This is a genomic window from Spirillospora sp. NBC_01491 (assembly GCF_036227065.1).
GTDB lineage: Bacteria > Actinomycetota > Actinomycetes > Streptosporangiales > Streptosporangiaceae > Spirillospora > Spirillospora xylanilytica.
In genome coordinates this window covers 7,682,207-7,707,461 of record NZ_CP109432.1, presented here as the reverse complement: position 1 = coordinate 7,707,461, position 25,255 = coordinate 7,682,207, and the positions used below count along the sequence as shown (strand labels likewise).

Sequence of the window (25,255 nt, the reverse complement as noted above, 5' to 3'; positions counted from 1 at the left end):
TGCCGATTCTATGGCCGCTGCCCGGCGCGTTCCCCACCCGCCCGGGTGACGGCGCGCGTGATCCCGCCGGCCCCGCCGGTGGCCCCGCCGGTGGCCCCGCCGGTGGGGCGGCCCGCCGGGCGGGCGGCCAGCCGCAGCCGGACGAACGTCTCCGGCGCCCCCGCCGCGATCCACAGCCCGAGCAGCGCATGGACGGCGAATCCCGGCACCGGCCGGGTGCCGAGGAACAGCCCGAGGGTGTAGATCGCCAGCGCGCCCGCCAGGCCCGCGGCGAGCGCGGCCGGCCGCCGCCACCACCCGTCCGCCGGACGGAACCAGCCGCGCCGGGCCAGCAGCGACAGCCCCGCGAGAAGGCCGAACAGCCCGCCGGACGCCGCCGCGCACTCGTCGAGCGTGAGGGGGTGGACGCCGCCGCCCGCTGCGGCGATCGCGCGCTCCCACGCGGCGGGCCACGTCCAGTCGCGCAGCGCCTCCAGCGCCGCCTGCGCGCCCGCCAGGAAGCCGGTCGAGACGGCGAGGGCGAGCGCGAGCTGGACCCCGATCGGACGCCGCGCCCACCAGGGCACCAGGAGCGGCTCCAGCACCAGCGCGGCGGCCAGCAGCGCCGCGCCGATCGCCCAGCCGGCCAGGACCTGCCCCGGCGAGTGGACGCCGAGGTAGACCCGCGACGCCCCGATCAGCACCACGACGGCCGCGGCGCCCGCCCACACCGGCCGCCGCCGGACCCGCGCGGCGGCCATTCCCCAGGCCACCACCGAGTTCTGCGCGTGCCCGGACGGCATCCCGAACGAGTCGATCGGCTCCCGCCCGATGACCGACGGGTCGGTCCAGTACGGCCGGGGCGCATGGAACACCAGCTTCAGCATGGTGTTGAGCACCGACCCGAGGGACAGCACCACGGCGATCCGCGCGCCCGCGCGAGGGCTCACGCACCAGTAGACGATCATCAGCAGCGGCGCGTTGAACGCGGCGCTGCCGAGGAACGACATCAGGTGCATGAAGCCGGTAAGCACGAGTCTCCCCAGACGTGTCGGTCCTCCGCGAGACCCTCGAGGCTACGAGGGAACACTCGGGGGACGTCCGCGCAACACGTAAAGGTTCCCTGCCTCGGCCGGGGCCACGGCGGGAGGGCACCGGCGGGAACCGCGGGAGACCGCGGCGGAGGCCGGGCTCAGCGGCGCCGCAGCAGGGCCAGGAACATCGCGTCGGTGCCGTGCCGGTGCGGCCAGAACTGCGCGTACGGGCCGTCGCCGACACCGGTCAGCGTGGGCGCGACGGCACCGAGCACGGCCGGGGCGTCGAGGCGTTCGACGTCCGCACGGCCGCGCAGCACGTCGTCGACCACCACGCGGGTCTCGGCCATGTGCGGCGAGCACGTGACGTACGCCACCACGCCGCCCGGCCGGACCGACTCCAGCGCCGACGCCAGCAGCGATCGCTGCAACGGCCCCAGCTCGGCGACCGACTGCGGGCCGCGGCGCCAGCGCGCCTCGGGACGGCGCCGCAGCGCGCCGAGGCCGGTGCAGGGGACGTCGAGCAGGATCCGGTCGAACGCGCCGGGCCGCCACGCGGGGACGGTGACGTCGGCGACGATCACCCCCGCGCGGTCGTCGACCGCGCGTCCGACCAGCCCGGCCCGGTGCGGCTGGGAGTCGGCGGCCAGCAGCCGCGCGCCGCGCTCGGTGGCGACGGCCGACAGCAGGCCGGCCTTGCCGCCGGGTCCGGCGCACAGGTCGGCCCAGCGGGCGTCAGTCCCGTCGAGCGGCGCGGCGGCGAGGGCGAGCGCGACGAGCTGGCTGGCCTCGTCCTGGACGGCGGCGCGGCCGTCGCGGACGGCGTCGATGGCGGCCGGGTCGCCCTCGGGCAGGACGGCGGCGTACGGCGAGTAGGGGGCGGGCTCGGCGCCCGCGTCGCGCAGCTCCCGCGCGGTGGCCCGGCCGGGCCGGGCGACGAGGGTGACGCGGGGACGGGCGTTGTCGGCGGCGAGCAGCTCCTCGATCTCGTCCCGGTCGGACCCGAGGGCGTCGCGCAGCGCGGACACGATCCACTTGGGATGGCTGTGCGCGACCGACAGCCGGGTGGTCGCGTCGGCGGTGTCCGGCGCGATGATCGCGAGCCAGCCGTCGAGGTCGCGGGCGGCGACCTTGCGCAGCACCGCGTTGGCGAACTTGGCCTGGCCGGGACCGCTGACCGAGCGGGCCAGCTCGACCATGGTGCCGACGGCGGCGTGCGGCGGGATCCGGGTGGCGAGGATCTGGTGCGCGCCGAGCCGCAGCACGTCGAGCAGCGGCCCGTCGACGCGGCGCAGCTCGCGGTCGCTGCACAGCGCGAGGACCGCGTCGTAGGTGCCGCGCCCGCGCAGCGTGCCGTAGGTCAGCTCGGTGGCGAGGGCGGCGTCGCGCCCGGTGAGCCCGCGGTCGCGGAGCCGGGCGGGTAGCAGCAGGTTGGCGTAGGCGTCGCGGGTCTCCACGGCGCGGATCACGTCGAACGCGGTGCGCCGGACGAGGTCCTGGGGGCGGCCGGTGGCGCGCGGCCCTCCCGGCCTGCGGTTGTGATCGCGGTCACCGCGACGGCTGCGGGTGGGCGGCATCAGTGGAACCCGTCCTTACCAATGAGGTTGACGCCGCGGACCCAGTCGGCGGCGGCCATCCGGCGCTTGCCCTGCGGCTGGACGTCGCCGAGGGCGACCGGGTGGGTGGCGGTGCCGACCAGCACCTGGTCTTTGCCGGCGCGCAGCTCGCCGGGGGCCAGCCGCGCGCCGCCCGCCGCCTCGGAGCCGGACGGGCCAGAGCCGCCCGCCTCGGGCACCGGCCGGACCGGGCCGAGCTTGACCCGGGCGTCGCGGAACATGGTCCACGGGCCGGGCGCGGGCGTGCAGGCGCGGATCAGCCGGTCGACGTGCAGGGCCGGGGAGGTCCAGTCGACGCGGGCGTCGCCCGGCGTGAGCTTGGCGGCGTGCGAGACGCCGTCGGCGGGCTGCGGGCGCGGCTCCAGCGCCCCGGCCTCGATGCCGTTCATGGTCTCGACCAGCAGCGTCGCGCCCGCGACCGCGAGCCGGCCGAGCAGCACGCCCGTCGTGTCGGCGGGCAGGATCGGCTCGGTCAGCACGCCGTAGACCGGGCCGGTGTCCAGTCCCTCCTCGATCTGGAACGTGGCCGCGCCGGTGAACTCGTCGCCGTGCAGGATCGCGCGCTGCACCGGCGCCGCGCCGCGCCAGGCGGGCAGCAGCGAGAAGTGCAGGTTGACCCAGCCGCGGGCGGGGATCTCCAGCGCCACGGGGGGCAGCAGCGCCCCGTACGCCACGACCGGGCAGCAGTCGGGCGCGATCTCGCGGAGCCGGCCGAGGAACTCGGGGTCGCGGACCTTGGCGGGGCGCAGGACCTCCACGCCCGCCTCGGCGGCGCGCTCGGCGACCGGGCTCGCGACGAGCCTGCGGCCCCGTCCGGACGGCGCGTCGGGCCGGGTCACCACGGCGGCGACCTCGTGCGGCGAGGCCAGCAGCGCCTCCAGCGCCGGGACGGCGGTCTCGGGGGTGCCGGCGAAGACGAGCCGCACTAGAGCGCCTTCCCGAAGGTGCGGTGCGGCGAGTCCTTCACCACGGGGGCCTGGTCGCCGAACCACTCGGCCTCGCGGATCGTCTTCATCGCGGCCTTGCGCTGCTCGGCGTCCATCCGGTCGATGAAGATGACGCCGTCGAGGTGGTCGGTCTCGTGCTGGACGCAGCGGGCCAGCAGGTGCGTGCCCTCCAGCGTGATCGGCTCGCCGTGCATGTTGAAGCCCTTGGCGACCGCCGACACCGCGCGCGGCGTGGGGAAGGTCAGGCCCGGCAGCGACAGGCAGCCCTCGTCGCCGGTCTCCTGCTCGTCCGACAGGTCCAGGGTCGGGTTGACGACGTGCCCGAGGCGGTCGTCGACGTAGTAGGTGAACACCCGCAGCCCGACGCCGAGCTGCGGCGCGGCCAGCCCCGCCCCCGGAGCGTCGATCATGGTGTCGGTGAGGTCCTTGACGAGCTGGCGCAGCTCCTTGTCGAAGTCCTTCACCGGATCGGCCGCGGTGCGCAGCACGGGGTCGCCGAACAGTCGGATGGGCTTGACGGCCAACGGGGGCTCCGTTTCGTGCGGATGGGCTGCCGCGGATCGCGCGGTCCGGGCGGGCCGGCGGGACCCGCGGACCGGTGACCGGGAACGTGTGTGGGCCACCAGTCTACGAAGGTTTCAGTCCTTGCCCCCCATCGAGCGGGCCTTGTAGGCGGCCGTGCGGGCCGCCTTAGCGGTCGCCCGGTCGGGATGGTGCTCGCCGAGCGCCTCCAGCACCTCGACGACGCCGGGATGATCGGCGCGCCACAGCTCGTCGAGCATGTCCTCCAGCCCCGCCCCGGCCGGGACGTCGGCGAGGGCCGCGGCGACGGCCTCGTCGGGCTCGGCGGTCTCCAGCATCCCCGCGACGGTGTCGGCGAACACCCAGACGTACTCCTCGCGGGTCAGCTCGCGCGAGGGCTGCCCGTTGGCGCTGAGCCAGAGCGCCGCGTACGGCGACACCAGCGGATGGCCCTTGCCCGCCCGCACCACCGGAGCGGCGTCCGGGCCGAGCCGGTGCAGCACCGCCGCGGCGAGGTTGCGGGCGCCGGGGCCGCCGGTCCGCATCACGTCCAGGAGGTCGGCGGCGGCGTCCTTGACGTCGCGCGCGGCGATCCAGCCGGCGATCTCGGCGTCGGCGGTGCCGGGCCGGTGCCAGGTGAGCCCGGCGACCAGCTCGGCGGCGCTCGCTCCGGCGAGGTCGCCCACGACCGGGGCGGCGAACCCGTCGGCGAGCAGCAGCTCGCGCACCGCCCACACGCCCAGCGGCGTCAGCGCCCGCCCATCCCCGCCATCGGCGGCCGGGACGGCCTCGACGATCCCCCAGCGGGTCAGGTCGTCCAGCTCCAGGGCGAGGGCCTCCTGGACGGCGGCGGCCAGCGCCTCCCCGTCGGAGATCTCGTACGCCTCGGTGACGTGCTCGAGCAGCACCGCCGACAGCGTCTCCGCCGACGTCGGCTCCTCCTGCTCGTAGAGGTGGATGAGCACGCCGGTGAGCTCGTTCTGCACCAGCTCGATCGCGTCCAGGCCGTCGTCAGGGTCGTGGTCGGGCACCGCGACGGCCTCGAACAGCCGCAGCCACACCGCCCGCAGCGCCGCGTCCGTCCCGGCCTCCAGGTCGGCCAGCGCGGGGCCCGGCGCCGCGGCGCCGTCCGCGGCGATGATCACCTTGGCCTCGGCCGCGGCCCACCAGAGCCGGTCGAGCTCGGGCAGGTCGGTCTGGTCCTCGACCTCGCCGGACCGGCGCGGGACCGGCAGGGACAGGGCCGCCACGGCGGCCTCCGCGTCGGCGGCGGTCAGCTCGTCGTGCTCGGTGAGCGGGCGGACGCCCGTCCAGGCGGCCAGCGCGAGGACCTCCCGGGCCAGCCCGGACCCGCGCGCCGCCGCGGCCAGCTCGGCCTCCGGCACCAGCACCACGGGCGGGACGGCGAGCTCGCCGGCGCGCCGCAGGTACTCCTCGGTGCGGGCGTAGCGCTCGTCCTCGGGCAGCGCCTCGAAGTCGGTCACCCACCGGTCGACCGCGTCCTGGTCGTCCAGCGCCACCCCGTCGGCCGCCATCAGCCCGCTGATCACCTCGGCGGCGGTCTGCCGCTCCTCGGTGTCGGCCTCGGCGACGACCTTCGCGAACTCGGGGGCGATCCGGTCGGCCTCGGCGGCGAGCGCGGCGGCCGTCTCCGGCGGGACGACCCCGGTCGCGCCGAGGAAGTCCACCAGCAGCCTGACGGTCTCCAGCACCACGGGCACCTCGTCGGCCCCCGCCACCACCGTCTCGGGGAAGACCTCCAGGAGCAGTTCCCCGAGCCCCTCGGGCGTCAGGTCGGCGGGGGCGGTCAGCCCCACCTCCGCCTGCGCGAGTTCCAGTAGGAGCATCGCCCCTTGCGCGTCGACTTTCTCGCCGCGTTCTTCCGCCCACCGCCGCAGGTCGCCGGCGGTGGTCTCCGCCCAATTGTCGGCCACCCGTGAACCCTAGCCCTCAGATCAGCTCCAGGGGGTCGATCTGGATCCGGACGACCTCGGTCGCCTTCCGCGCGCTCCGCACTCCCTGCGCCGCCTTCAGCGCGAGCGCCAGCGCGGGCCCCCCGCTGCGCGGCACCCGGACGAGCGCGCGCTCCCGCTCCCTGGCCTCCGCTCCGGGCGCTCCGGGCGCTCCGGGCGCTCCGGGCACCGGCACGGGCCCGAGCACCTCGGCGTCCGCGGGCAGCCGCGCGTCGGCCAGCAGCTCCCGGATCGCCGCCGGGGTGCCGGTGAGCGACGCCATCCGCGCCGCGGGCGGGAACCCCACCTCGCGCCGTTCGGCCAGCTCCCGCTCGGCATAGGTGACCGGGTCCCACCGGATCAGCGCCTGGACGGGCGGCAGCGAGCCGTCCGAGTTGACCACGATGGGGCCGGACGGCCGGACCAGCGCCGCCGCGTTCATCCAGCGCCGCAGGGTCTCCTCACCGGCGCGCAGGTCGGCGCGGCCGAGCAGCACCCACCCGTCGAGCAGCAGCGCGGCGGCGTAACCGCCCTCCGCCGGCGGCTCGGCCCCCGGGGTGGACACCACCAGGGCGCGCTCCGCCCCCACCTCGGTCAGGACCGCGTCCCTGCCGGACGTCCGCACCGGGACGCCGGGGAACGCCCTGCCCAGCTCCTCCGCCGTGCGCTTGGCGCCCACCACCACCGCGCGCATCTGGAAATGGCCGCACTCGGGGCAGTGCCAGTCGCCCGCGATACGGCCGCACCAGCGGCAGTACGGGGCGGCGTGGGACGACTGGAGAGCCAGCGGCCCCTGGCACTCGCCGCACCGCGCCGGGCTCCGGCACCGTCCGCACGCCAGGCCGGGCACATAGCCGCGCCGGGGCACCTGCACCAGCACCGGCCCCTCCGCCAGGGCCTGCCGCGCGGTCTGGAACGCCAGGCCGGACAGCCGCGCCGTGCGGGCCGCCGGGTCACGCGCCAGCTCGGCGTCGTCCCCGGCGGGACGTACCCGGGGCATCGCCGCGCGGATCCGCGTCCGGTCCGCCATCAGCGCGTGCGCCCACCCGGACTCCACGAGCTGGGTGCCGTCGGTCGTGCGGGTGAACCCGCCGATCAGCGCGCCCGCGCCCGTCCGGTGCGCGCGCAGGGCCAGCACCTCGCGCGGATGCGGGTACGGGGCGTGCGGCTCGGCGTGCACGTCGTCGCCGTCGTCCCACAGCACCACCAGCCCGAGGCGCTCGACGGGCGCGAACATCGCCGCCCGCGTGCCGACCACCGCCGGCGCCGTGCCGCGCAGCACCGCGAGCCAGCGCCGGTAGCGCTCGGTGGGGCCGAGGTCGGCGGTCAGTGCGACGTGCCGTCCGGCGCCGAGCTCCTCGGCCAGCGCCGCGTCCACCCGCGCCACGTCCCGCCCGTCGGCCATCACCACCAGCGCGCCGCGCCCGCCCTCCAGCGTGACGGCCACCGCGCGCGCGATCGCCGCCGTCCAGCCGGGGCCCGGCAGCGCCGTCCAGACCGCGCGCGGCGCGCGGCCGTCGCCAAGCGCCGCAAGGAACGAGGCCCCGGCCGGGTAGTCGCCCCAGGCTCCGGGGGACGGCGGGACGCCCGAGGCCGCCGGCGCCTCCCCGTCGCTCTCCGGCTCCTCCTCCTCGTGCTCGTCTTCGGGCTCCTCCCCGGCGGCGGGCGGCCGGGGCTCCCCCTCGACCCGCGCGTGCCGGGGCGGGATCGCCAGGCGCAGCACGTCGGCGAAGGTGCCCGCGTACCGGTCGGCGACCTCGCGCGCGAGACCGGCCACCTCGGGTGCCAGAACCGGCTCGGAGGACGTCACCCGTTCGAGGTAGGAGAGCCGGCCGGTGTGCTCGCTCTCGGCGACCCGGTGCAGCAGCAGCCCGTCGACGAGCTGCCCGGCGAACCTGACCCGGACCCGGCACCCCGGGACCGCCTTGGCGTCGAGCTCGGCCGGCACCAGGTAGTCGAACGGGCGGTCGAGGTGCGGCAGCGGGATGTCGACCGCGATCCGGGCGACCGGCAGCCGCTCGGCGGGCTCCCGGGCCCCCTTCTTCCGCCCGCCCTTGGCCCCCTTCCCGGCGGGCCTCTTCTCCGCGGGCCCCTTCGCGTTCTTGGCCGCGGGAGCCCGGGGCAGGTCGTCCAGCCCCGGGATCAGCTCGGCTCCCCCGCCGTCGTTCGTCACGCTCACCGTCCTACCAGACCAGAGTGGTACGACAGCCGCGCCGGACGGGCCGGGGCGGACCGCGGCCGGGTAGGGTGTGATCGGTTTGAACTGGGGGCTCGTTTCGTTGGATCATTGCTCGGTGTCTCCCACGCCCCTTCCGTCCCGCCGGCCCGCGCGGTCGCCGTGACGACGGCGCACACCCCACGGCGGACGGGCGTCGCGGTCCCGGACGGCCCGGCCGCGCCGTCCCCCTCGCGCTGGTGGCGGTGGCTGCACCCCAAGCACCCGGTGCTGGTGACCACGATCACCGCCGCCGTGCTGCACCTGGTGTGGGCGCTGTTCCTGGCCAACGAGGGCGGCGACCTGGCCGCGCAGACGGCGTGGACGAACTTCGCCTGGGACCATCCCTCCTCCGCCTACAGCCTGGCCTGGTACGGCGGGATGCACCCCGCCTCCTACAGCATCGTGTCGCCCTACCTGATGTCGGTGTTCGGCATCCGCGCGGTCGCCATGGTCGCCGGGACGCTGACGGCCATGCTGACCGCCCACCTGCTGGTGCGGTTCCGCGCCCCCGCGGCACTGCCCGCCGGGGTGTGGGTCGCGTTCGCCCTGACCTGCAACGCCGCGTCCGGGCGGGTGACGTTCGGGCTGGGTCTGCTGTTCGCGCTGCTCGCCACCGTGGTGGCCTTCACTCGGCGCGGCACCCCGCTCCTGCGCGGCGCGGGGATGGGCCTGCTCGGCATACTGGCCACCATCTCCAGCCCGGTCGCCGGACTGTTCCTGATGGTCCTGGCCGCGGCGCTGATCCTGACCGGGCGGCGGCGCGCCGGCATCGCCCTCGCGCTCGGCCCGCCGCTGGTGGTGGGCGCGACGACCGTGGTGTTCCCGTTCAGCGGCGAGCAGCCGATCTCGTTCGCCGCGATCGTGGCGCCGTCGATCACCAGCGTCATCGCGATCATGCTCTGCGCGCCGCGGCAGTGGCACCTGATCCGGGTCGGCGCGGGCGTCTACCTGGTCGGGATCCTGCTGACCTGGACGATCCCGACGCCCATCGGCAGCAACGTCGAGCGCCTCGCGCTGCTGTTCGGCGGGATGCTGCTGCTGATCGCGGTCGCCCGCGCCCCCGGCAGGCTCCGGGTCGGCGTGCTGAGCCTGGCGTTCGTCGTCACCGCGGTCTGGCAGGTGGTCAAGCCGGTCGACGACCTGATCCACACCGAGCCCGCGGCGTCCGCGTCCCGACACGCCCGCGGCCTGGTCGCCGAACTCGACGCGCTCGGCGCCGCCCAGGGCCGCGTCGAGGTCGTCCCGCTCCGGTCGCACTGGGAGTCGTCCGGCCTCAGCCGCGACTTCGTCCTCGCGCGCGGCTGGAGCCGCCAGGTCGACGCCGAGCGCAACGAGCTCTTCTACAAGGAGGGCGCGCTCACCCCCGCCTCCTACCGCGACTGGCTGCACAAGTGGGCGGTGCAGTACGTGGTGCTCCCCGAGCAGGAGAACGACTGGGCCGCCGAGGACGAGGCCGACCTCGTCCGGCAGGGCCAGCCGTGGCTCCAGGAGGTGTGGAAGGACCGGTACTGGCGGCTGTACCGGGTCGCCTCCCCCACCCCGCTGGCCGACCGGCCCGCCGTCGTCCAGCGGATCCGGTCCGACGAGGTGGTCCTCGACATGACCGCCCGCGGCACCGCGCTGGTGCGGATCAGCTGGTCGCCGTGGCTCAGCGTCCGCGACGACGAGGGCCGGCGGACGGGCTGCATCGCCGCCGAGGGCGACTTCGTCCGGATGCACGTGCCCGCCCCCGGCCGGTACCACATCGGCGGCCGGTACGAGCTTCCGCGCGGCACTCCCTGCAAGGACTGACCGGCCCCGCGGGCCCCGCCCAGCCCTGCCCCCAAAGGGCCTGAGACGACGCCAGGGCCCCGGGAGGATCTCCCGGGGCCCTGGCGTCGGACGTGCGCCCGCCGGGCCGTACGGTCCGGCGGCGGAGGGTTACAGGCCGGCGGCCGAGGCCAGCGCCCCGGCGCGGTCGGTGGACTCCCAGGAGAAGTCGGGCTCCTGGCGGCCGAAGTGGCCGTAGGCGGCGGTCTGGGAGTAGATCGGGCGCAGCAGGTCGAGGTCGCGGACGATCGCGGCGGGGCGCAGGTCGAAGACCGTCTGCACCGCCTCCTGGATCCTGGCGACCGAGACCTTCTCGGTGCCGAAGGTCTCGACGAACACGCCGACCGGGTGGGCCTTGCCGATCGCGTAGGCGACCTGCACCTCGGCGCGGTCGGCGAGCTGCGCGGCGACGATGTTCTTGGCGACCCAGCGCATCGCGTACGCGGCGGACCGGTCGACCTTGGACGGGTCCTTGCCGGAGAACGCGCCGCCGCCGTGCCGGGCCATGCCGCCGTAGGTGTCGACAATGATCTTGCGGCCGGTCAGCCCGGCGTCGCCCATCGGGCCGCCGATCTCGAACCGCCCGGTGGGGTTGACCAGCAGCCGGTAGCCGGCGGTGTCGAGGTCGAAGCCGGCCAGCACCGGGTCGACCACGTGCTCCTTGACGTCGGGGGTCAGCAGCTCCTTGAGGTCGATGTCGGGAGCGTGCTGGCTGGACACCACGACGGTGTCGAGGCGGACGCCGCGGTCGCCGTCGTACTCGATGGTGACCTGGGTCTTGCCGTCGGGACGCAGGTAGGGCACCACGCCGGTCTTGCGGACCTCGGACAGCCGCTGGGCGAGCCGGTGCGCGATGATGATCGGCAGCGGCATCAGCTCGGGCGTCTCATTGGTGGCGTACCCGAACATCAGCCCCTGGTCGCCGGCGCCCTGCCGGTCGAGGTCGTCGACGCCCTCGCCCTCGCGGGTCTCGTAGGCGTCGTCGACTCCCTGGGCGATGTCGGCCGACTGGGCGCCGATGGACACCGACACGCCGCAGGAGTGGCCGTCGAAGCCCTTCTTGGACGAGTCGTAGCCGATCTCGAGGATCTTCTCCCGGATCACGCCCGGGATGTCCACGTAGGTCTCGGTGGTGACCTCACCGGCCACATGCACCTGACCGGTCGTGATCATGGTCTCGACGGCGACCCGGCTCTTCGGGTCGTCCTTGAGCATCGAGTCGAGGATCGCGTCGCTGATCTGGTCCGCGATCTTGTCCGGGTGTCCTTCGGTGACGGACTCGGAGGTGAACAGGCGGCGAGACACGTACGTGCACTCCTTGCAGCGGCTGCTGACTGACGTCGCAGGACGGATTGGTCATCACTTCGGCGGGGGACGCCGCCCCCGGCCCGAGGTTGCCCACGGTATTCCCCCGAAGTGTATCGGGAATGTGGCCGGGTAAAGATGAGGGCCCCGGGCGGCGGGGGCACACCGGCCCGGGTCAGTCCGGGGGGCGGGACTCGAGGCGGGCGGCGACCAGGTCCCAGACGATCTCGGCGAGCGCCTCCTTGGGCCCGCGCGGCACGTCGGTCCGGCTGCCGTCGGCGCCGAGCACCACGGCGGCGTTGTCGGGCCGCCCGAAGGCGAGGTCGACGCCGACCTGGTTGACCACGAGCAGGTCGCTGCGCTTGCGGGCGAGCTTGGTGCGGCCGTTCTCCAGCACGTCGTCGGTCTCGGCGGCGAACCCGACGACGACCTGCCCGGCGGGCCTGCGCTCGCCGAGCTCGGCCAGGATGTCGGCGGTCTTGACCAGGCGGATCGGCTCGGGCTCGGTGCCCGGGGTCTTCTTGATCTTCAAGTCCCGGTAGTCGGCCGGCCGGAAGTCGGCGACCGCGGCGGCCATCACGACCGCGTCGGCCGTGCCGGCGGCCTCCAGGACGGCCTTGCGCATCTCCTCGGCCGAACCGGCGGGAACGATCTCGGCGCCCGCCGGGTCGGGCAGGGCGACGTTGGCCGCGACCAGCGTCACCCGGGCCCCGCGCGCGACGGCGGTGCGGGCCAGCGCGTACCCCTGGAGGCCCGACGACCGGTTGCCGAGGTACCGCACCGGGTCGATGGCCTCGCGGGTGCCGCCGGCCGAGATCACCACGTGCCGTCCGGCCAGGTCGTGCCAGGCAGCGGCGGCCTCCGCCGCGGTCGCGGGCCCGGAGCCGTCCGCGGAGCCGCCGGTCCCGCCCTCGCCGGGCTCGGCGCGGGCGGTGCGGGCCAGGACGTGCCGGGCGACGTCGAACAGCTCGGCCGGGTCGGGCAGCCGGCCGGGACCGGTGTCGGCGCCGGTGAGCCGCCCCGAGGCCGGCTCGATCACCAGCGCGCCGCGGGACCGCAGCGTCTCGACGTTGGCCCGGGTCGCCGGGTGCAGCCACATCTCGGTGTGCATCGCGGGCGCGAACACCACCGGGCAGCGCGCGGTGAGGAGCGTGTTGGTGAGCAGGTCGTCGGCCAGCCCGTGCGCCGCCCTGGCCAGCAGGTCGGCGGTGGCGGGCGCGACCAGCACCAGGTCGGCGCCCTGGCCGAGCCGGACGTGCGGCACCTCGGCGACGTCGTCCCACACCTCGGTGGAGACGGGGTGGCCCGACAGTGCCGCCCAGGTGGGCTCGCCGACGAAGCGGAGCGCGTCGGCGGTCGGGACGACGCGCACGTCGTGCCCCGACTCGGTGAGCCGCCGCAGCAGCTCGCACGCCTTGTAGGCGGCGATGCCAGCGCTGACGCCGAGGACGACGCGGGGCTTACGGGAGGTCATGCGGACCACCTTCCCGGGGGGCGGCCGGCCGCGCGCACGGCGACGCCGGCGGCATCGGGGGGCGTGGCTGGGCGCCGGTCCGGCGGGTTCGGGTGCACCGGTGCGGGGCTCAGCCCTCGGTGGGCTCGGCGTTCAGCAGGCCCTCGCGCGTCTCGCGCAACGCGATCGACAGGGGCTTCTCCTGGACCTGGGTCTCGACGAGCGGGCCCACGTACTCCAGCAGGCCCTCGCCGAGCTGGGCGTAGTAGGCGTTGATCTGCCGGGCGCGCTTGGCCGCGATGCTCACGAGGCCGTACTTGGTCTCGACGACCTCCAGGAGCTCGTCGATCGACGGATTGGTGATGCCTTCGCTGCTGGCTGCCACTGTGTGGCCTTCCACTAGAAGTGTGCTAAGGGACAGCCAGCAAGGCTAGCAGCTCATCGCACACGTCCTGGACCGACGTGTTCACCAGCGTGACGTCGAACTCCTTCTCGGCGGCCAGCTCGATGCGGGCGGCGTCGAGGCGGCGCTCGATCACCTCGGGCGGCTCGGTGCCGCGCCCGGTGAGCCGGCGCACCAGCTCCTCCCAGGACGGCGGGGCCAGGAACACCAGCCGCGCCCCGGGCATCGACCCGCGGACCTGCCGCGCGCCCTGGAGGTCGATCTCCAGCAGGACGAGCTCGCCCCGGCCGAGGCGCTCCTCGACCGGCCCGCGCGGGGTGCCGTAGCGGTTGCCCGCGAACTCGGCCCACTCCAGCAGCTCCCCTTCGGCGACGAGCCGGTCGAAACCGGCGTCGTCGACGAAGAAGTACTGCACGCCGTGGGTCTCACCCGGTCGGGGGGACCGGGTGGTCACCGAGACCGACAGCCACACCTGGGGGTGCGCACGCCGGATCTCGGCGACGACCGTGCTCTTGCCGACGCCTGACGGACCGGAGAGGACCGTCAGCCGCCGGACGAGCGGGCCATGCAGCCCGGGGTCCCCCGGCGCAGTCATGGGTGCGCCGGGGCTGGACGGGATGGAGCCGGATTCGGGGACACCCGAGCCGGCCGCGACGGCCTCGCCGTCGCGCCCGCCCGTGAGTCGTGCGTCAGCGGTTTGCACTTCCGCCGAACTCACGCTCCAGGGAGGCGCGCTGGTTCGCACCGAGGCCCCGCACGCGGCGGGACTCGGCGATACCCAGGCGCTCCATGATCTGCTTCGCACGGACCTTGCCCACACCGGGCAGCGATTCAAGGAGGGCAGACACCTTCATCTTCCCGACGACGTCGTCGGTCTGACCCTGCTTGAGAACCTCGGCGAGCGAGGTTCCCCCGTGCTTGAGCAGGTTCTTAACCTCGGCCCGCTCCTTGCGTGCCTTGGCAGCCTTCTCCAGGGCTGCGGCGCGCTGTTCGGGGGTTAGGGGCGGAAGAGCCACGCCGGGTCACCTCAGGTTTCCACTCGACGGAGTCGGACGGGTTGGGAAACTAGCGAGTTCACGCCCCATAAGGCAACGTGAAGTGCCGTTTGGCCCGCCACAAAATCACGAAAATCACTCCTCGGAGTGTCCTGAATACAGAGTGTACCCAAGTCTGCCCCCTAGGACGGCGATCCCCCTGCCTTGCTGGGACTTTCACATGATCGTCAAAAAACCCCCTCGGAGGGCCCGATTGTGTCACTCGCCACCCCCCTCGCCAGGCAGTCCACTGCCGCGTCCGCCCGTCCCACCATGGTCCCGCAACCTCCCGGCGGCGCCGACGGCACCCCCGCCGAACGCGTCACCCGACGAAACGTGATCCCCATCACACCCCGAGCGGCCGGTCAGTGACGCTCGTCACGCCTCTCCCGTCCGCCCCACGCGCACCGCCCGCGGCTGCGATCCTCGAGGCGCGGAGATCAAGATCACTTTCCTGTTCCCGCACCGTCCGCCGCCTCAGCCCCGCCGACGAGGCGCCCTCGCCCCTTTCCCGCACTCCCTCGGCCGCCGCGCGAGCGCGTTGACCGCTCGGTGAGGCGAAGCCGAAGGCGAGCAGCGCCGAGCAGATCGCGAAGCGGTGCAGCGCTCGCCAAAGGCCCGGTAAGGCACGAGCCGCCAGGCGAGTGTGCCGTGGGCGGGGACTCCAAAAGAACTAGCCGCCCGTGGCCGTCCTGCGGAGCGCGGCGGCGATGCCGGCCGCGGCGGCGCCGGGGTCCGGGGCGCCGGTGATCGGGCGGCCGATCACGAGCAGGTCCGCGCCGGCCGCGAGGGCCTCCTCGGGCGTGGCGACGCGGGCCTGGTCCTGGGTGTCGGCTCCGGCCGGCCGGACGCCCGGCGTGATGAGGGCGATGCCCGGGCCGACCTCCGCGCGGACCGCAGCGGCCTCCTGCGGGGAGCAGACCAGTGCCTGCGCCCCTGCCCCGACCGAGAGCGCCGCGAGCCGCCGTACGGCGTCTGAGGCCGGTCCGGCGAGGCCGATCCCGCCGAGGTCGCCGTCGTCCAGCGACGTGAGCACCGTCACCGCGGCGATCCTGGTGTCGGGAGCGGCCTCGACGGCGGCACGGATCATGGCCGGGCCGCCCGCGGCGTGCACGGTCAGGTAGCCGGGCTTGAGCCGGGCCACCGCGCGGGCCGCGCCCGCGACCGTGGCCGGGATGTCGTGCAGCTTCAGGTCGAGGAAGACCTGCACCCGGCTCGCGCCGCGGACGCTGGCGACGACGTCGGGGCCGTAGCGCAGGTACAGCTCCAGGCCGACCTTGACGGTGCTGACGTGCGGCGTGACCAGCGTCGCCCAGCGCGCCGCCGTCTCCAGGTCGGGGGCGTCGAGGGCGACGGCGATGGGGGCCGGGGCGGGGGGTGTGGTCACAGTCTCTCCTTCACTTCGCCGGCCTGGGCCTGCTCGGGGGCCGGCGGTTCCGGACGCACCTGCGGCGGTACGTACCCGGCGGGTTTGTGGGCGAGCCCGACGGCGTCGGCCAGGCGCCCGATCCGACGGGCGGCCAGGGCCTCCTCCAGCTCGCGCAGGATGCGGGGCGCGGCGGACGGGTCGTGGAACATCGCGGTGCCCACGGCCACGGCCGACGCGCCCGCCAGGACGAACTCCAGCGCGTCCAGCCCGGTGGCCACCCCGCCGGCGCCGATGATCGGCGTGCTGGGGAGCGCGGCGTGGACCTGGTAGACGCAGCGGACGGCGACGGGACGGATCGCGGGACCCGACAGGCCCCCCGACACGCCCGTGAGGGCGGGCCGGAGGGTACTGGCGTCGATCGCCATGCCCTCCATGGTGTTGATCAGGGTGAGCCCCTCGGCGCCGGCGTCGACGCAGGCGAGCGCGATCGTGACGATGTCGGTGACGTCGGGGGCGAGCTTGACGAAGACCGGCACGCCGGGCCTGGCCTGGCCGCGCACGGCCCGGACGACCGCGCCCGCGGCGCCGGGGTGCCGGCCGAACATGCGGCCGCGGTCCTCGACGTTGGGGCAGGCCACGTTGACCTCGATCGCGGCGATGCCGGACACGCCGCGCAGCCGGCGGGCGAGGTCGGCGTACTCCTCGACGCTGTTGCCCGCGATCGACACGATGATCCGCACGTCCTGCTCGATCAGCCACGGCAGGTCGGCCTCGAGGAAGGACTCGATCCCCGGCCCCGGCAGCCCCATGGCCGTGAGCAGGCCGCTGGGCGACTCGGCGACCCGCGGGGTCGGGCGGCCCGCGCGCGGCTGCGGCATCACCGAGGTGGTGACGAACGCGCCGAGCCGGGACAGGTCGAAGAACGGGGCGAGCTCGCGGCCCGACCCGCCGCATCCGGACGCCGTCATGACCGGGTTGGGCAGCTCCAGTGCGCCGAGCGTCGTGGCCGTTCGCGCAGTCACCTGGGAGCCCTTTCCGAGAGGTTGAGGACGTGCGGGGCGCCGAGCGCGTCGAACGGGATCGTGCCGAGGTCGCCCCAGCGGACGCGGTCACCGCGCAGGACGGGGCCGTCGGCGCAGGCCCGCACCATGCGGGTCACGCCGTCCTCCCCGTGGATCGGCAGCATGCAGGTCATGCAGACGCCGATGCCGCACGCGCCGGTCTGCTGGAGGAACTCCTCCACCGACACCTGCGACGGGAGGCCGAAGTCGCCCGCCACCTGGGTGACGGTGCGCAGCAGGGCGGTGGGGCCGCAGCCGTAGACGACGTCGGCGCCGGTCTCCTGGATGACGCGGGGCATCACCTCGCGCACGGTGCCCGCCTCGCCCATCGAGCCGTCCTCGGTGGCGACCGTGAAGGAGTCGCCGATGCGCTGGGCGATGCGGGAGCCGAACACCTGCCGGCCGGACGTCCCGCCGAGCACGAAGTGCACCTGGCAGCCCCGGCGCAGCAGCGTGTCGGCCAGGGCGAACAGCGACGCGCCGCCCGGCCCGCCGCCGACGAGCAGGCAGCTCACCGGGTCCCTGGGGAGGCGGAAGGGGCGGCCGAGCGGGCCGACGAGGTCGAGCTGGTCGCGCGAGCGGCGGCCCGCGAGCCAGGCGGTTCCGGGTTCGGTGTCGGCGAACACCAGCTCGACGGTGCCGCCGTAGTCGGACTTCACCTCGTACACCCCGAAGCAGCGGCGCAGCAGCCGCCCGGTGTGCTCGCCGCCCACGGCGAGCGCCACGAACTGGCCCGGCCTGAACCGCTCGGCGACGGCGGGCGCCACCAGCGTCAGCGCGTGGTAGTCCTGCACCTGGCGGACCGTCAGAACCGTCGCCGACGTCTGCACCGGTGTGTCGGACACCCGTCTCCCTCTCGTCGTCGTGGGCCCGGCCGGGGCCGCCGGGCGGTCGCGCCGCCCGGCGGCCCCGGCCCGGCGCTGTCTACCCGGGCACCGCCTCCGCACCGCCGGACGGGGCGGTCCGGCCGTGCGCGCCGCGCATCCGCTCGGCGTGCTCCTGGAGGGAGCGGACGCCGACCAGGTTGCCCGCGATGGCCTCGATGCCCTGCACGGCCGCGGCGAGGCCCTGCACGGTGGTCACGCACGGTACGCCGCGCAGGACGGCCGCGGTGCGGATCTCGTAGCCGTCCAGGCGCGGCCCCGACTGACCGGGGCTACCGAAGGGAGTATTGACGATGAGGTCCACCTCGCCGTCGAGGACGCGCCGCACGATGGTGGGCTCGCCGTCGGATCCGGGGCCTTCGCTCTGCTTGCGCACGATCTTGGCACGCACCCCGTTGCGCCGCAGTACCTCGGCGGTCCCGGCGGTGGCCAGGATCTCGAAGCCGAGATCGGCCAGCCGCTTCACCGGGAAGATCATGTGCCGCTTGTCCCGGTTGGCGACCGACACGAACGCGCGGCCCTTGGTCGGCAGCGAGCCGTAGGCGGCCTGCTGCGACTTGGCGTAGGCGGTGCCGAACACCTCGTCGATGCCCATCACCTCGCCGGTCGAGCGCATCTCCGGGCTGAGGACGATGTCGACGCCCTGGCCCTCGGCGTTGCGGAACCGGTCGAAGGGCAGGACGGCCTCCTTGACCGCGATCGGCGCGTCCAGCGGCAGCGAGCCGCCGTCGCCGGTCTCGGGCAGCAGCCCCTCGGCGCGCAGCTCGGCGATCTTCGCGCCCATCATCACCCGGGCCGCGGCCTTGGCGAGCGGCACCGCCGTCGCCTTGGAGACGAACGGGACAGTGCGGGACGCGCGCGGGTTGGCCTCCAGCACGTACAGGACGCCCGCGGACAGCGCGTACTGCACGTTCATCAGCCCGAGCACGCCGATGCCCTCGGCGAGCGCCTCGGTGGACTCGCGGATGCGCCGCACGTCCTCGTGGCCGAGGGTGATCGGCGGAAGTGCGCAGGCCGAGTCGCCGGAGTGGATGCCGGCCTCCTCGATGTGCTCCATGACGCCGCCGAGGTAGAGCTCCTCGCCGTCGTAGAGGGCGTCCACGTCGATCTCGATGGCCTCGTCGAGGAACCGGTCGATCAGCACCGGGTGCTCCAGCAGGTGCCCCTGGGCGTGCAGCGCCATGTACGACTCCAGCGTGGCGTCGTCGTACACGATCTCCATGCCGCGCCCGCCCAGCACGTACGAGGGCCGCACCAGGACCGGGTAGCCGATCTCGGTGGCGATCTCCAGGGCCTCCTCGTAGGAGGCGGCGGTGCCGTGCTTGGGCGCGAGCAGCCCGGCGCGGTGCAGGACCCGCCCGAACGCGCCGCGCTCCTCGGCGAGGTGGATGCTCTCGGGCGAGGTGCCGACGATGGGGACGCCCGCGTCCTTGAGCTTCTGCGCGAGGCCGAGCGGCGTCTGCCCGCCGAGCTGGACGATGACGCCGGCGACGGTGCCCGACTGCTGCTCGGCGTGCACCACCTCCAGGACGTCCTCCAGGGTGAGCGGCTCGAAGTAGAGCCGGTCGGAGGTGTCGTAGTCGGTGGAGACCGTCTCGGGGTTGCAGTTGACCATCACGGTCTCGTAGCCGGCCTCGGCCAGCGTGAACGAGGCGTGCACGCAGGAGTAGTCGAACTCGACGCCCTGCCCGATCCGGTTGGGGCCGCTGCCGAGGATCAGCACCTTCGGCTTGGCGCCCGGCGGGACCTCGGTCTCCTCGTCGTAGGCGGAGTAGAGGTAGGGCGTCTGCGCCTCGAACTCGGCCGCGCACGTGTCGACGGTGAGGTAGACGGGCCGCACGCCGAGGGCGTGCCGCAGCTCGCGGACGACGTCCTCGGAGATGCCCCGCAGCCCGGCGATCTGCGCGTCGGAGAAGCCGTGCCGCTTGGCGTGCACGAGCTTGTCCCTGGTGAGCGCGTCGTCGGCGGTGCGGACCTCTTCGGCGATCTCGTTGACGGCCGCGATCTGGTCGAGGAACCAGGGGTCGATGCCGGTCGCCTCGTACAGCCGCTGGACGGTCGCGCCGGCCCACAGGGCGCGCTGCACGTCGCCCAGGCGGCCGTCGTGGGGACGGCTCGCCCGCTGGACGAGCTCCTCGGCGTCGCCGGGCTCGCCCGTCCAGGAGAACGAGGAGCCCTTCTGCTCCAGCGACCGCAGCGCCTTCTGGAGGGCCTCGGTGAAGCAGCGGCCGATGGCCATCGCCTCGCCGACCGACTTCATGTGGGTGGTGAGGGTGCTGTCGGCGCCGGGGAACTTCTCGAACGCGAACCGCGGCACCTTGACCACGACGTAGTCGAGCGTCGGCTCGAACGAGGCCGGGGTCTCCTTGGTGATGTCGTTGGAGATCTCGTCGAGGGTGTAGCCGATGGCCAGCTTCGCCGCGATCTTGGCGATCGGGAAGCCGGTGGCCTTGGACGCCAGCGCCGACGAGCGCGACACCCGCGGGTTCATCTCGATGACGATCATGCGGCCGGTGGCCGGGTGCACGGCGAACTGGATGTTGCAGCCGCCGGTGTCGACGCCGACCTCGCGGATCACCGCGATCGCCACGTCCCGCATGTTCTGGTACTCGCGGTCGGTCAGCGTCATCGCGGGCGCGACGGTGATGGAGTCGCCGGTGTGCACGCCCATCGGGTCGAGGTTCTCGATCGAGCACACGATCACCACGTTGTCGGCCCGGTCGCGCATGACCTCCAGCTCGTACTCCTTCCAGCCGAGGATCGACTCCTCCAGGAGCACCTCGCTGGTCGGGGACGCGTCGAGCCCGGCGCCGGCGATGCGGCGCAGGCCGTCCTCGTCGTGGGCGAAGCCGGACCCGGCGCCGCCCATGGTGAAGGAGGGCCGCACGACCAGCGGGTAGCCGAGGTCGCCGGCGGCGGCCACGCACTCGTCCATCGTGTGGCAGACGGCCGACCGGGCCGACTCGGCGTTGAGGCCCTGCTCGCGGGCGACCTTGGCGACGACCCCCTTGAACCGCTCGCGGTTCTCGCCGGCCTGGATCGCGTCGACGTCGGCGCCGATCAGCTCGACGCCGTAGCGCTCCAGCACGCCGGCCTCGAAGAGCGCGATCGCGGTGTTGAGCGCGGTCTGGCCGCCCAGCGTGGGCAGCAGCGCGTCCGGCCGCTCCTTGGCGATGATCTTCTCGACCACCTCGGGGGTGATCGGCTCGACGTAGGTGGCGTCGGCGAACTCCGGGTCGGTCATGATCGTCGCTGGGTTGCTGTTGACCAGGGTGACCCGCAGGCCCTCGTCCCGGAGCACCCGGCACGCCTGGGTGCCGGAGTAGTCGAACTCGCACGCCTGGCCGATCACGATCGGCCCGGAGCCGATCACCAGGACGGACTTCAGGTCTTCGCGCCGCGGCATTACCTCGACCCTTCCATGATCTCGCAGAACCGGTCGAAGAGCCCGGTGGCGTCGTGCGGTCCCGCCGCCGCCTCCGGGTGGTACTGGACGCTGAACGCGGGCCGGTCGAGCAGCCGCAGCCCCTCGACGCAGCCGTCGTTGAGGTTGACGTGCGACACCTCGGCACGCCCGTACGGGGTGTCGAACGGCGCGTCCGTCGGCGCGTCCACCGCGAACCCGTGGTTGTGCGCCGACACGTCGACCTTGCCGGTGGCGCGGTCCTGCACGGGCTGGTTGACGCCGCGGTGCCCGAACCGCATCTTGTACGTGCCGAGCCCGAGGGCCCGGCCGAAGATCTGGTTGCCGAAGCAGATGCCGAAGAACGGCGTCCCCGCGTCGAGGACGCCCTTCAGCGCCTCCACCGCGTAGCCGGCGGCGGCCGGGTCGCCGGGGCCGTTCGAGAAGAACACCCCGTCGGGCGCGACCGCCAGGATCTCCGCGGCGGTGCTGGACGCGGGCAGCACGTGCACCTCGCAGCCGCGCTCGGCCATCCGGTGCGGCGTCATCGCCTTGATGCCGAGGTCGACGGCGGCGACGGTGAACCGCTTGGCGCCGAGCGCCGGGACGACGTAGGGGTCGGCCGTGGACACCTCGCGGGCCAGGTCGGCGCCCGCCATCGGCGCGGTCTCCAGCACCCGCTCGAGCAGCGCCCGCTCCCCCGGCTCCAGCGCCGCCTCCCCGCTGAAGATCGCGGCGCGCATCGCGCCGCGCTCGCGCAGGTGCCGGGTGAGCGCCCGGGTGCCGGGCATCGCGATGCCCACCACGCCCTGGTCGCGCAGCGCCGACCCGAGCGAGCCGGTGGCCCGCCAGTTGGACGCCACGCGCGCCGGTTCGCGCACCACGTACCCGGCGACCTGGATCCGGCCGGACTCGGGGTCCTCGTCGTTGACGCCGGTGTTGCCGATGTGCGGAGCGGTCATCGCCACGATCTGCCGGGCGTAGGAGGGGTCGGTGAGGGTCTCCTGGTAGCCGGTCATGCCGGTGTTGAAGACCATCTCGCCGAAGGTCTCGCCCTCGGCGCCGTACCCGGCCCCGTGAAAGACCCTGCCGTCCTCGAGGATCAGGATCGCAGGACTAGGACTCACTGGAGCTTCCCTTCAAGGACGGTCGGCCTGCCGCGCAGGAACGTGGCGACGACCCGGCCGGGCAGGTCCAGCCCCGCGAACGGGGTGTTGCGGCTCTTGGACGTCATCGCGGTCGGGTCGACGACGCGGCGCGGCGCCGGGTCGTACAGCGTGATGTTGGCGGGCGAGCCGGCCTCGAGCGGGCGGCCCTGGCCGGACAGCCGCCCGATGCGGGCGGGGCGGAACGACATCCGGTCGGCGACGCCGGCCCAGTCGAGCAGGCCGGTGTCGACCATGGCCTCCTGGACCACCGGGAGCGCGGTCTCCAGGCCGATCATGCCCATCGCGGCCACCGCCCACTCGGTCTCCTTGTCCTCGACCGGGTGGGGGGCGTGGTCGGTCGCGACGCAGTCGATGGTGCCGTCGGCGAGCGCGTGCCGCAGCGCGGTCACGTCCTCGGCGGTGCGCAGCGGCGGGTTGACCTTGAAGATCGGGTCGTAGGACTCGGCGCGGCCGTCGTCCAGCAGCAGGTGGTGCGGGGTGACCTCGGCGGTGACCCGGCAGCCCTTGCCCTTGGCCCAGCGGATCAGCTCCACCGATCCGGCCGTGGAGACGTGGCAGACGTGCAGCCGCGACCCGACGTGCTGGGTCAGCAGCACGTCCCGGGCGATGATCGCCTCCTCGGCCACCGCGGGCCAGCCGCGCAGCCCGAGCGCGGCCGACATCTCGCCCTCGTTCATCTGGGCGCCCTCGGTGAGCCGCGGCTCCTGCGCGTGCTGGGCGACGACGCCGTCGAACGCCTTGACGTACTCCAGCGCCCGCCGCATGATCACCGCGTCGGACACGCAGTGCCCGTCGTCGGAGAACACCCGGACCTGCGCCGCGGACTCGGCCATCGCGCCGAGCTCGGCGAGCTGCTCGCCGGCGATGGAGCGGGTGACGGCGCCGACCGGCTGGACGTCGCAGTACCCGGCCTCGCGGCCGAGCCGCCAGACCTGCTCGACCACGCCCGCGGTGTCGGCGACCGGGTCGGTGTTGGCCATCGCGTGCACGGCGGTGAAGCCGCCCATCGCGGCGGCCCTGGTGCCGGACCCGACGGTCTCGGCGTCCTCCCGGCCGGGCTCGCGCAGGTGGGTGTGCAGGTCGACCAGGCCGGGCAGCGCGACCAGGCCGCCCGCCTCGACCACCTGGGCGCCGCCGGCGTCCAGGCCGGGGCCGACCGCGGCGATCACGCCGTCGCGGACCAGGATGTCGGCGGGCTCGCCGCCCAGGATCCGGGCGCCCTTGATGAGGATCGCGGGGGTGGTGCCGTTCATGCCGTTCTCTCCGCTCACTCGGAGACCTCCTTGCCGATGGCGGGCTCGGAACCGCCGAGCAGCAGGTAGAGCACGGCCATCCTGGCGCTGACGCCGTTGGCGACCTGCTCGACGATGGTGGAGCGGACCGAGTCGGCCACCTCGGCGGCGATCTCGACGCCGCGGTTCATCGGGCCGGGGTGCATCACGATCGCGTCGTCCGACATGCGCGCGAACCGCTCGGTGTCGAGCCCGTAGCGGCGGCTGTACTCGCGCACGCTCGGAAAGTACGCGGCGTTCATCCGCTCCTGCTGGACCCGCAGCATCATGACCACGTCGCTCTTGGGCAGCACCGCGTCGAGGTCGTAGGAGACCTGGCACGGCCAGGTGCCGATCGCGACCGGCAGCAGCGTCGGCGGGGCGACCACGGTGACGTCGGCGCCGAGAGTGTGCAGCAGCAGCACGTTGGAACGCGCCACCCGGCTGTGCAGGACGTCGCCGACGATGGTGACCTTGCGGCCCTCCAGGTCGCCGAGGCGGCGGCGCATCGTGAACGCGTCGAGCAGCGCCTGCGTCGGGTGCTCGTGGGTGCCGTCGCCGGCGTTCACCACGCTGCCCCGCACCCATCCGGCGAGGCGGTGCGGGGCGCCCGAGGCGGGGTGCCGGATGACCACGCCGTCGGCGCCCATCGCCTCGAGGGTGAGCGCGGTGTCCTTCAGGCTCTCGCCCTTGGAGACGCTGGAGCCCTTGGCGGAGAAGTTGATGACGTCGGCCGACAGCCGCTTGGCGGCGGCCTCGAACGAGATGCGGGTGCGGGTGGAGTCCTCGAAGAACAGGTTCACCACCGTCCGGCCGCGCAGCGTGGGCAGCTTCTTGATGGACGAGCGGCCGGAGACCTGCGCGAGCTCCTCGGCGGTGTCGAGGATGAGCAGCGCGTCGTCCTTGGTCAGGTCGGCCGCCGAGACCAGATGGCGCTTCACTCCGCCTCACCCCGCTCGCTCAGCAGGACGGCGTCGCGGGCGTCGTTCTCGGCCAGCAGGACCTTGACCGTCTCGCGCATCGAGGTGGGCAGGTTCTTGCCCACGTAGTCGGCGCGGATCGGCAGCTCGCGGTGGCCGCGGTCGACCAGGACGGCGAGCTGGACGGCGCGCGGCCGGCCGAGATCGTTCAGCGCGTCCAGCGCGGCCCGCACGGTGCGGCCGGAGAACAGCACGTCGTCGACGAGGACCACGACGCGGTCGTCGACGCCCCCCGGCGGCAGCTCGGTGCGGCCGAGCGCGCGGGCGGGCTTCATCCGCAGGTCGTCGCGGTACATCGTGACGTCGAGCGAGCCCCAGGGCACCGGCCGTCCCTCGACCTCGCGCAGCAGGTCGGCCAGCCGCTCGGCGAGCGTCACGCCGCGGGTCTGGATGCCGAGCAGGACGACGTCGTGGCCGCCCTTGGTGCGTTCGAGGATCTCGTGCGTGATGCGGGTGAGGGCGCGCCGGATGTCGGGGCTCTCCAGAACGGCCTTGGGCCGGGAGTCACCGTCTGCCACGCGTGGCCCGCCCGGATCGTCGGGCCTGAAGGCAGCATTCACCACCGTAACCTCCTTTCCCGCCTCACTGGACGGGTCTTAAAGGACGCCTTGTCCCCCTCACCGTAGCAGCCCCGACACGCCGGGCCGAACCCGGCATTGGCGCGTCTTACCTGGTGAGAGGGGTCACACTCGGAGTCGCGCGGGAGGCCGGGAAGCCCGTGCGGCAAGGGCCCGGCGCCCGGTCCGAGGGGCTTCCCGGCGATCCGGACGACCCGGATCGAGACCTGCGGATTCGACCGCTTTTTTCCAATCGGCTTGACCTGGGGCCGTCACCGTTTTACCGTCA

Annotated in this window: 20 protein-coding genes; 1 reads left to right on the top strand and 19 read right to left on the bottom strand. The window is 74.3% G+C overall.

What is annotated here, in order from left to right; genetic code table 11:
- Nucleotides 1-8: 8 nt before the first annotated feature.
- The 6 genes from OHA34_RS35835 to OHA34_RS35810 all read right to left on the bottom strand — a co-directional run bounded on the left by OHA34_RS35835 (nt 9) and on the right by OHA34_RS35810 (nt 8,223).
- A complete protein-coding gene (locus OHA34_RS35835; RefSeq protein WP_329520097.1) occupies nt 9-1,013 on the bottom strand; it encodes a phosphatase PAP2 family protein in 1,005 nt (334 codons plus the stop codon).
- Between the two features lie 158 nt (nt 1,014-1,171).
- Complete coding sequence (locus tag OHA34_RS35830; RefSeq protein WP_329520096.1) at nt 1,172-2,590, bottom strand: RsmB/NOP family class I SAM-dependent RNA methyltransferase; 1,419 nt, start codon at nt 2,588-2,590, stop codon at nt 1,172-1,174.
- Complete coding sequence (gene fmt, locus OHA34_RS35825; RefSeq protein ID WP_285936871.1) at nt 2,590-3,555, bottom strand: methionyl-tRNA formyltransferase; 966 nt, start codon at nt 3,553-3,555, stop codon at nt 2,590-2,592. The genes OHA34_RS35830 and fmt overlap by 1 nt, the downstream gene beginning before the upstream one ends.
- Complete coding sequence (def, locus tag OHA34_RS35820) at nt 3,555-4,100, bottom strand: peptide deformylase (protein ID WP_285936872.1); 546 nt, start codon at nt 4,098-4,100, stop codon at nt 3,555-3,557. Before def ends, fmt begins: the two co-directional genes overlap by 1 nt.
- Nucleotides 4,101-4,214: 114 nt before the next feature.
- Complete coding sequence (locus tag OHA34_RS35815) at nt 4,215-6,032, bottom strand: hypothetical protein (protein ID WP_329520095.1); 1,818 nt, start codon at nt 6,030-6,032, stop codon at nt 4,215-4,217.
- Between the two features lie 16 nt (nt 6,033-6,048).
- Nucleotides 6,049-8,223, bottom strand: a complete 2,175-nt coding sequence (locus OHA34_RS35810; protein WP_329522480.1) for a primosomal protein N' — start codon at nt 8,221-8,223, stop codon at nt 6,049-6,051.
- 165 nt (nt 8,224-8,388) lie between these two features.
- On the opposite strand from OHA34_RS35810, the gene OHA34_RS35805 reads away from it, so the two are divergent.
- On the top strand, nt 8,389-10,059 hold the full coding sequence (locus OHA34_RS35805; RefSeq protein WP_285936874.1) for an MFS transporter: 1,671 nt from the start codon (nt 8,389-8,391) through the stop codon (nt 10,057-10,059).
- Nucleotides 10,060-10,188: 129 nt separating this feature from the next.
- Here OHA34_RS35805 and metK read toward each other — a convergent pair whose 3' ends face one another.
- The 13 genes from metK to pyrR all read right to left on the bottom strand — a co-directional run bounded on the left by metK (nt 10,189) and on the right by pyrR (nt 24,927).
- Entirely contained in the window at nt 10,189-11,382 is a 1,194-nt protein-coding gene (gene metK, locus OHA34_RS35800; RefSeq protein ID WP_285936875.1) for a methionine adenosyltransferase, read from the bottom strand.
- 175 nt (nt 11,383-11,557) lie between these two features.
- The gene (locus tag OHA34_RS35795) at nt 11,558-12,856 is read right to left on the bottom strand and encodes a bifunctional phosphopantothenoylcysteine decarboxylase/phosphopantothenate synthase (RefSeq protein ID WP_329520094.1); all 1,299 of its coding nucleotides are present in this window, start codon (nt 12,854-12,856) and stop codon (nt 11,558-11,560) included.
- Between the two features lie 109 nt (nt 12,857-12,965).
- On the bottom strand, nt 12,966-13,220 hold the full coding sequence (gene rpoZ, locus OHA34_RS35790) for a DNA-directed RNA polymerase subunit omega (RefSeq protein WP_285936877.1): 255 nt from the start codon (nt 13,218-13,220) through the stop codon (nt 12,966-12,968).
- Nucleotides 13,221-13,245: 25 nt separating this feature from the next.
- Entirely contained in the window at nt 13,246-13,833 is a 588-nt protein-coding gene (gmk, locus tag OHA34_RS35785; protein WP_285936878.1) for a guanylate kinase, read from the bottom strand.
- 94 nt (nt 13,834-13,927) lie between these two features.
- The gene (gene mihF / locus OHA34_RS35780; RefSeq protein ID WP_285936879.1) at nt 13,928-14,254 is read right to left on the bottom strand and encodes an integration host factor, actinobacterial type; all 327 of its coding nucleotides are present in this window, start codon (nt 14,252-14,254) and stop codon (nt 13,928-13,930) included.
- Nucleotides 14,255-14,945: 691 nt separating this feature from the next.
- Nucleotides 14,946-15,659 (bottom strand): orotidine-5'-phosphate decarboxylase, encoded by a 714-nt coding sequence (pyrF, locus tag OHA34_RS35775; protein WP_329520093.1) that lies wholly within the window; start codon nt 15,657-15,659, stop codon nt 14,946-14,948.
- Nucleotides 15,656-16,663, bottom strand: coding sequence for a dihydroorotate dehydrogenase (locus OHA34_RS35770; protein WP_285936881.1), 1,008 nt, complete (start codon nt 16,661-16,663; stop codon nt 15,656-15,658). Before OHA34_RS35770 ends, pyrF begins: the two co-directional genes overlap by 4 nt.
- Nucleotides 16,660-17,547, bottom strand: a complete 888-nt coding sequence (locus OHA34_RS35765) for a dihydroorotate dehydrogenase electron transfer subunit (RefSeq protein ID WP_285936882.1) — start codon at nt 17,545-17,547, stop codon at nt 16,660-16,662. The genes OHA34_RS35770 and OHA34_RS35765 overlap by 4 nt, the downstream gene beginning before the upstream one ends.
- A gap of 79 nt (nt 17,548-17,626) precedes the next feature.
- On the bottom strand, nt 17,627-20,992 hold the full coding sequence (gene carB, locus OHA34_RS35760; protein WP_285936883.1) for a carbamoyl-phosphate synthase large subunit: 3,366 nt from the start codon (nt 20,990-20,992) through the stop codon (nt 17,627-17,629).
- Nucleotides 20,992-22,116, bottom strand: coding sequence for a glutamine-hydrolyzing carbamoyl-phosphate synthase small subunit (gene carA / locus OHA34_RS35755; RefSeq protein ID WP_285936884.1), 1,125 nt, complete (start codon nt 22,114-22,116; stop codon nt 20,992-20,994). The genes carB and carA overlap by 1 nt, the downstream gene beginning before the upstream one ends.
- Nucleotides 22,113-23,411, bottom strand: coding sequence for a dihydroorotase (locus OHA34_RS35750; RefSeq protein ID WP_285938552.1), 1,299 nt, complete (start codon nt 23,409-23,411; stop codon nt 22,113-22,115). Before OHA34_RS35750 ends, carA begins: the two co-directional genes overlap by 4 nt.
- A 14-nt stretch (nt 23,412-23,425) precedes the next feature.
- Nucleotides 23,426-24,370 carry an aspartate carbamoyltransferase catalytic subunit gene (locus OHA34_RS35745; protein ID WP_285936885.1) on the bottom strand — a complete coding sequence of 315 codons (945 nt, stop codon included), beginning with the start codon at nt 24,368-24,370 and terminating at the stop codon, nt 23,426-23,428.
- A complete protein-coding gene (gene pyrR / locus OHA34_RS35740; protein ID WP_285938553.1) occupies nt 24,367-24,927 on the bottom strand; it encodes a bifunctional pyr operon transcriptional regulator/uracil phosphoribosyltransferase PyrR in 561 nt (186 codons plus the stop codon). Before pyrR ends, OHA34_RS35745 begins: the two co-directional genes overlap by 4 nt.
- Between the last annotated feature and the right edge of the window lie 328 nt (nt 24,928-25,255).

What these genes read in the sequence shown, in the direction of transcription:
- OHA34_RS35795 (WP_329520094.1), bottom strand. Translation starts at nt 12,856, where the DNA reads ATGACCTCCCGTAAGCCCCGCGTCGTCCTCGGCGTCAGCGCTGGCATC.
- gmk (WP_285936878.1), bottom strand. Translation starts at nt 13,833, where the DNA reads ATGACTGCGCCGGGGGACCCCGGGCTGCATGGCCCGCTCGTCCGGCGG.
- carB (WP_285936883.1), bottom strand. Translation starts at nt 20,992, where the DNA reads ATGCCGCGGCGCGAAGACCTGAAGTCCGTCCTGGTGATCGGCTCCGGG.
- OHA34_RS35830 (WP_329520096.1), bottom strand. Translation starts at nt 2,590, where the DNA reads ATGCCGCCCACCCGCAGCCGTCGCGGTGACCGCGATCACAACCGCAGG.
- OHA34_RS35750 (WP_285938552.1), bottom strand. Translation starts at nt 23,411, where the DNA reads ATGAACGGCACCACCCCCGCGATCCTCATCAAGGGCGCCCGGATCCTG.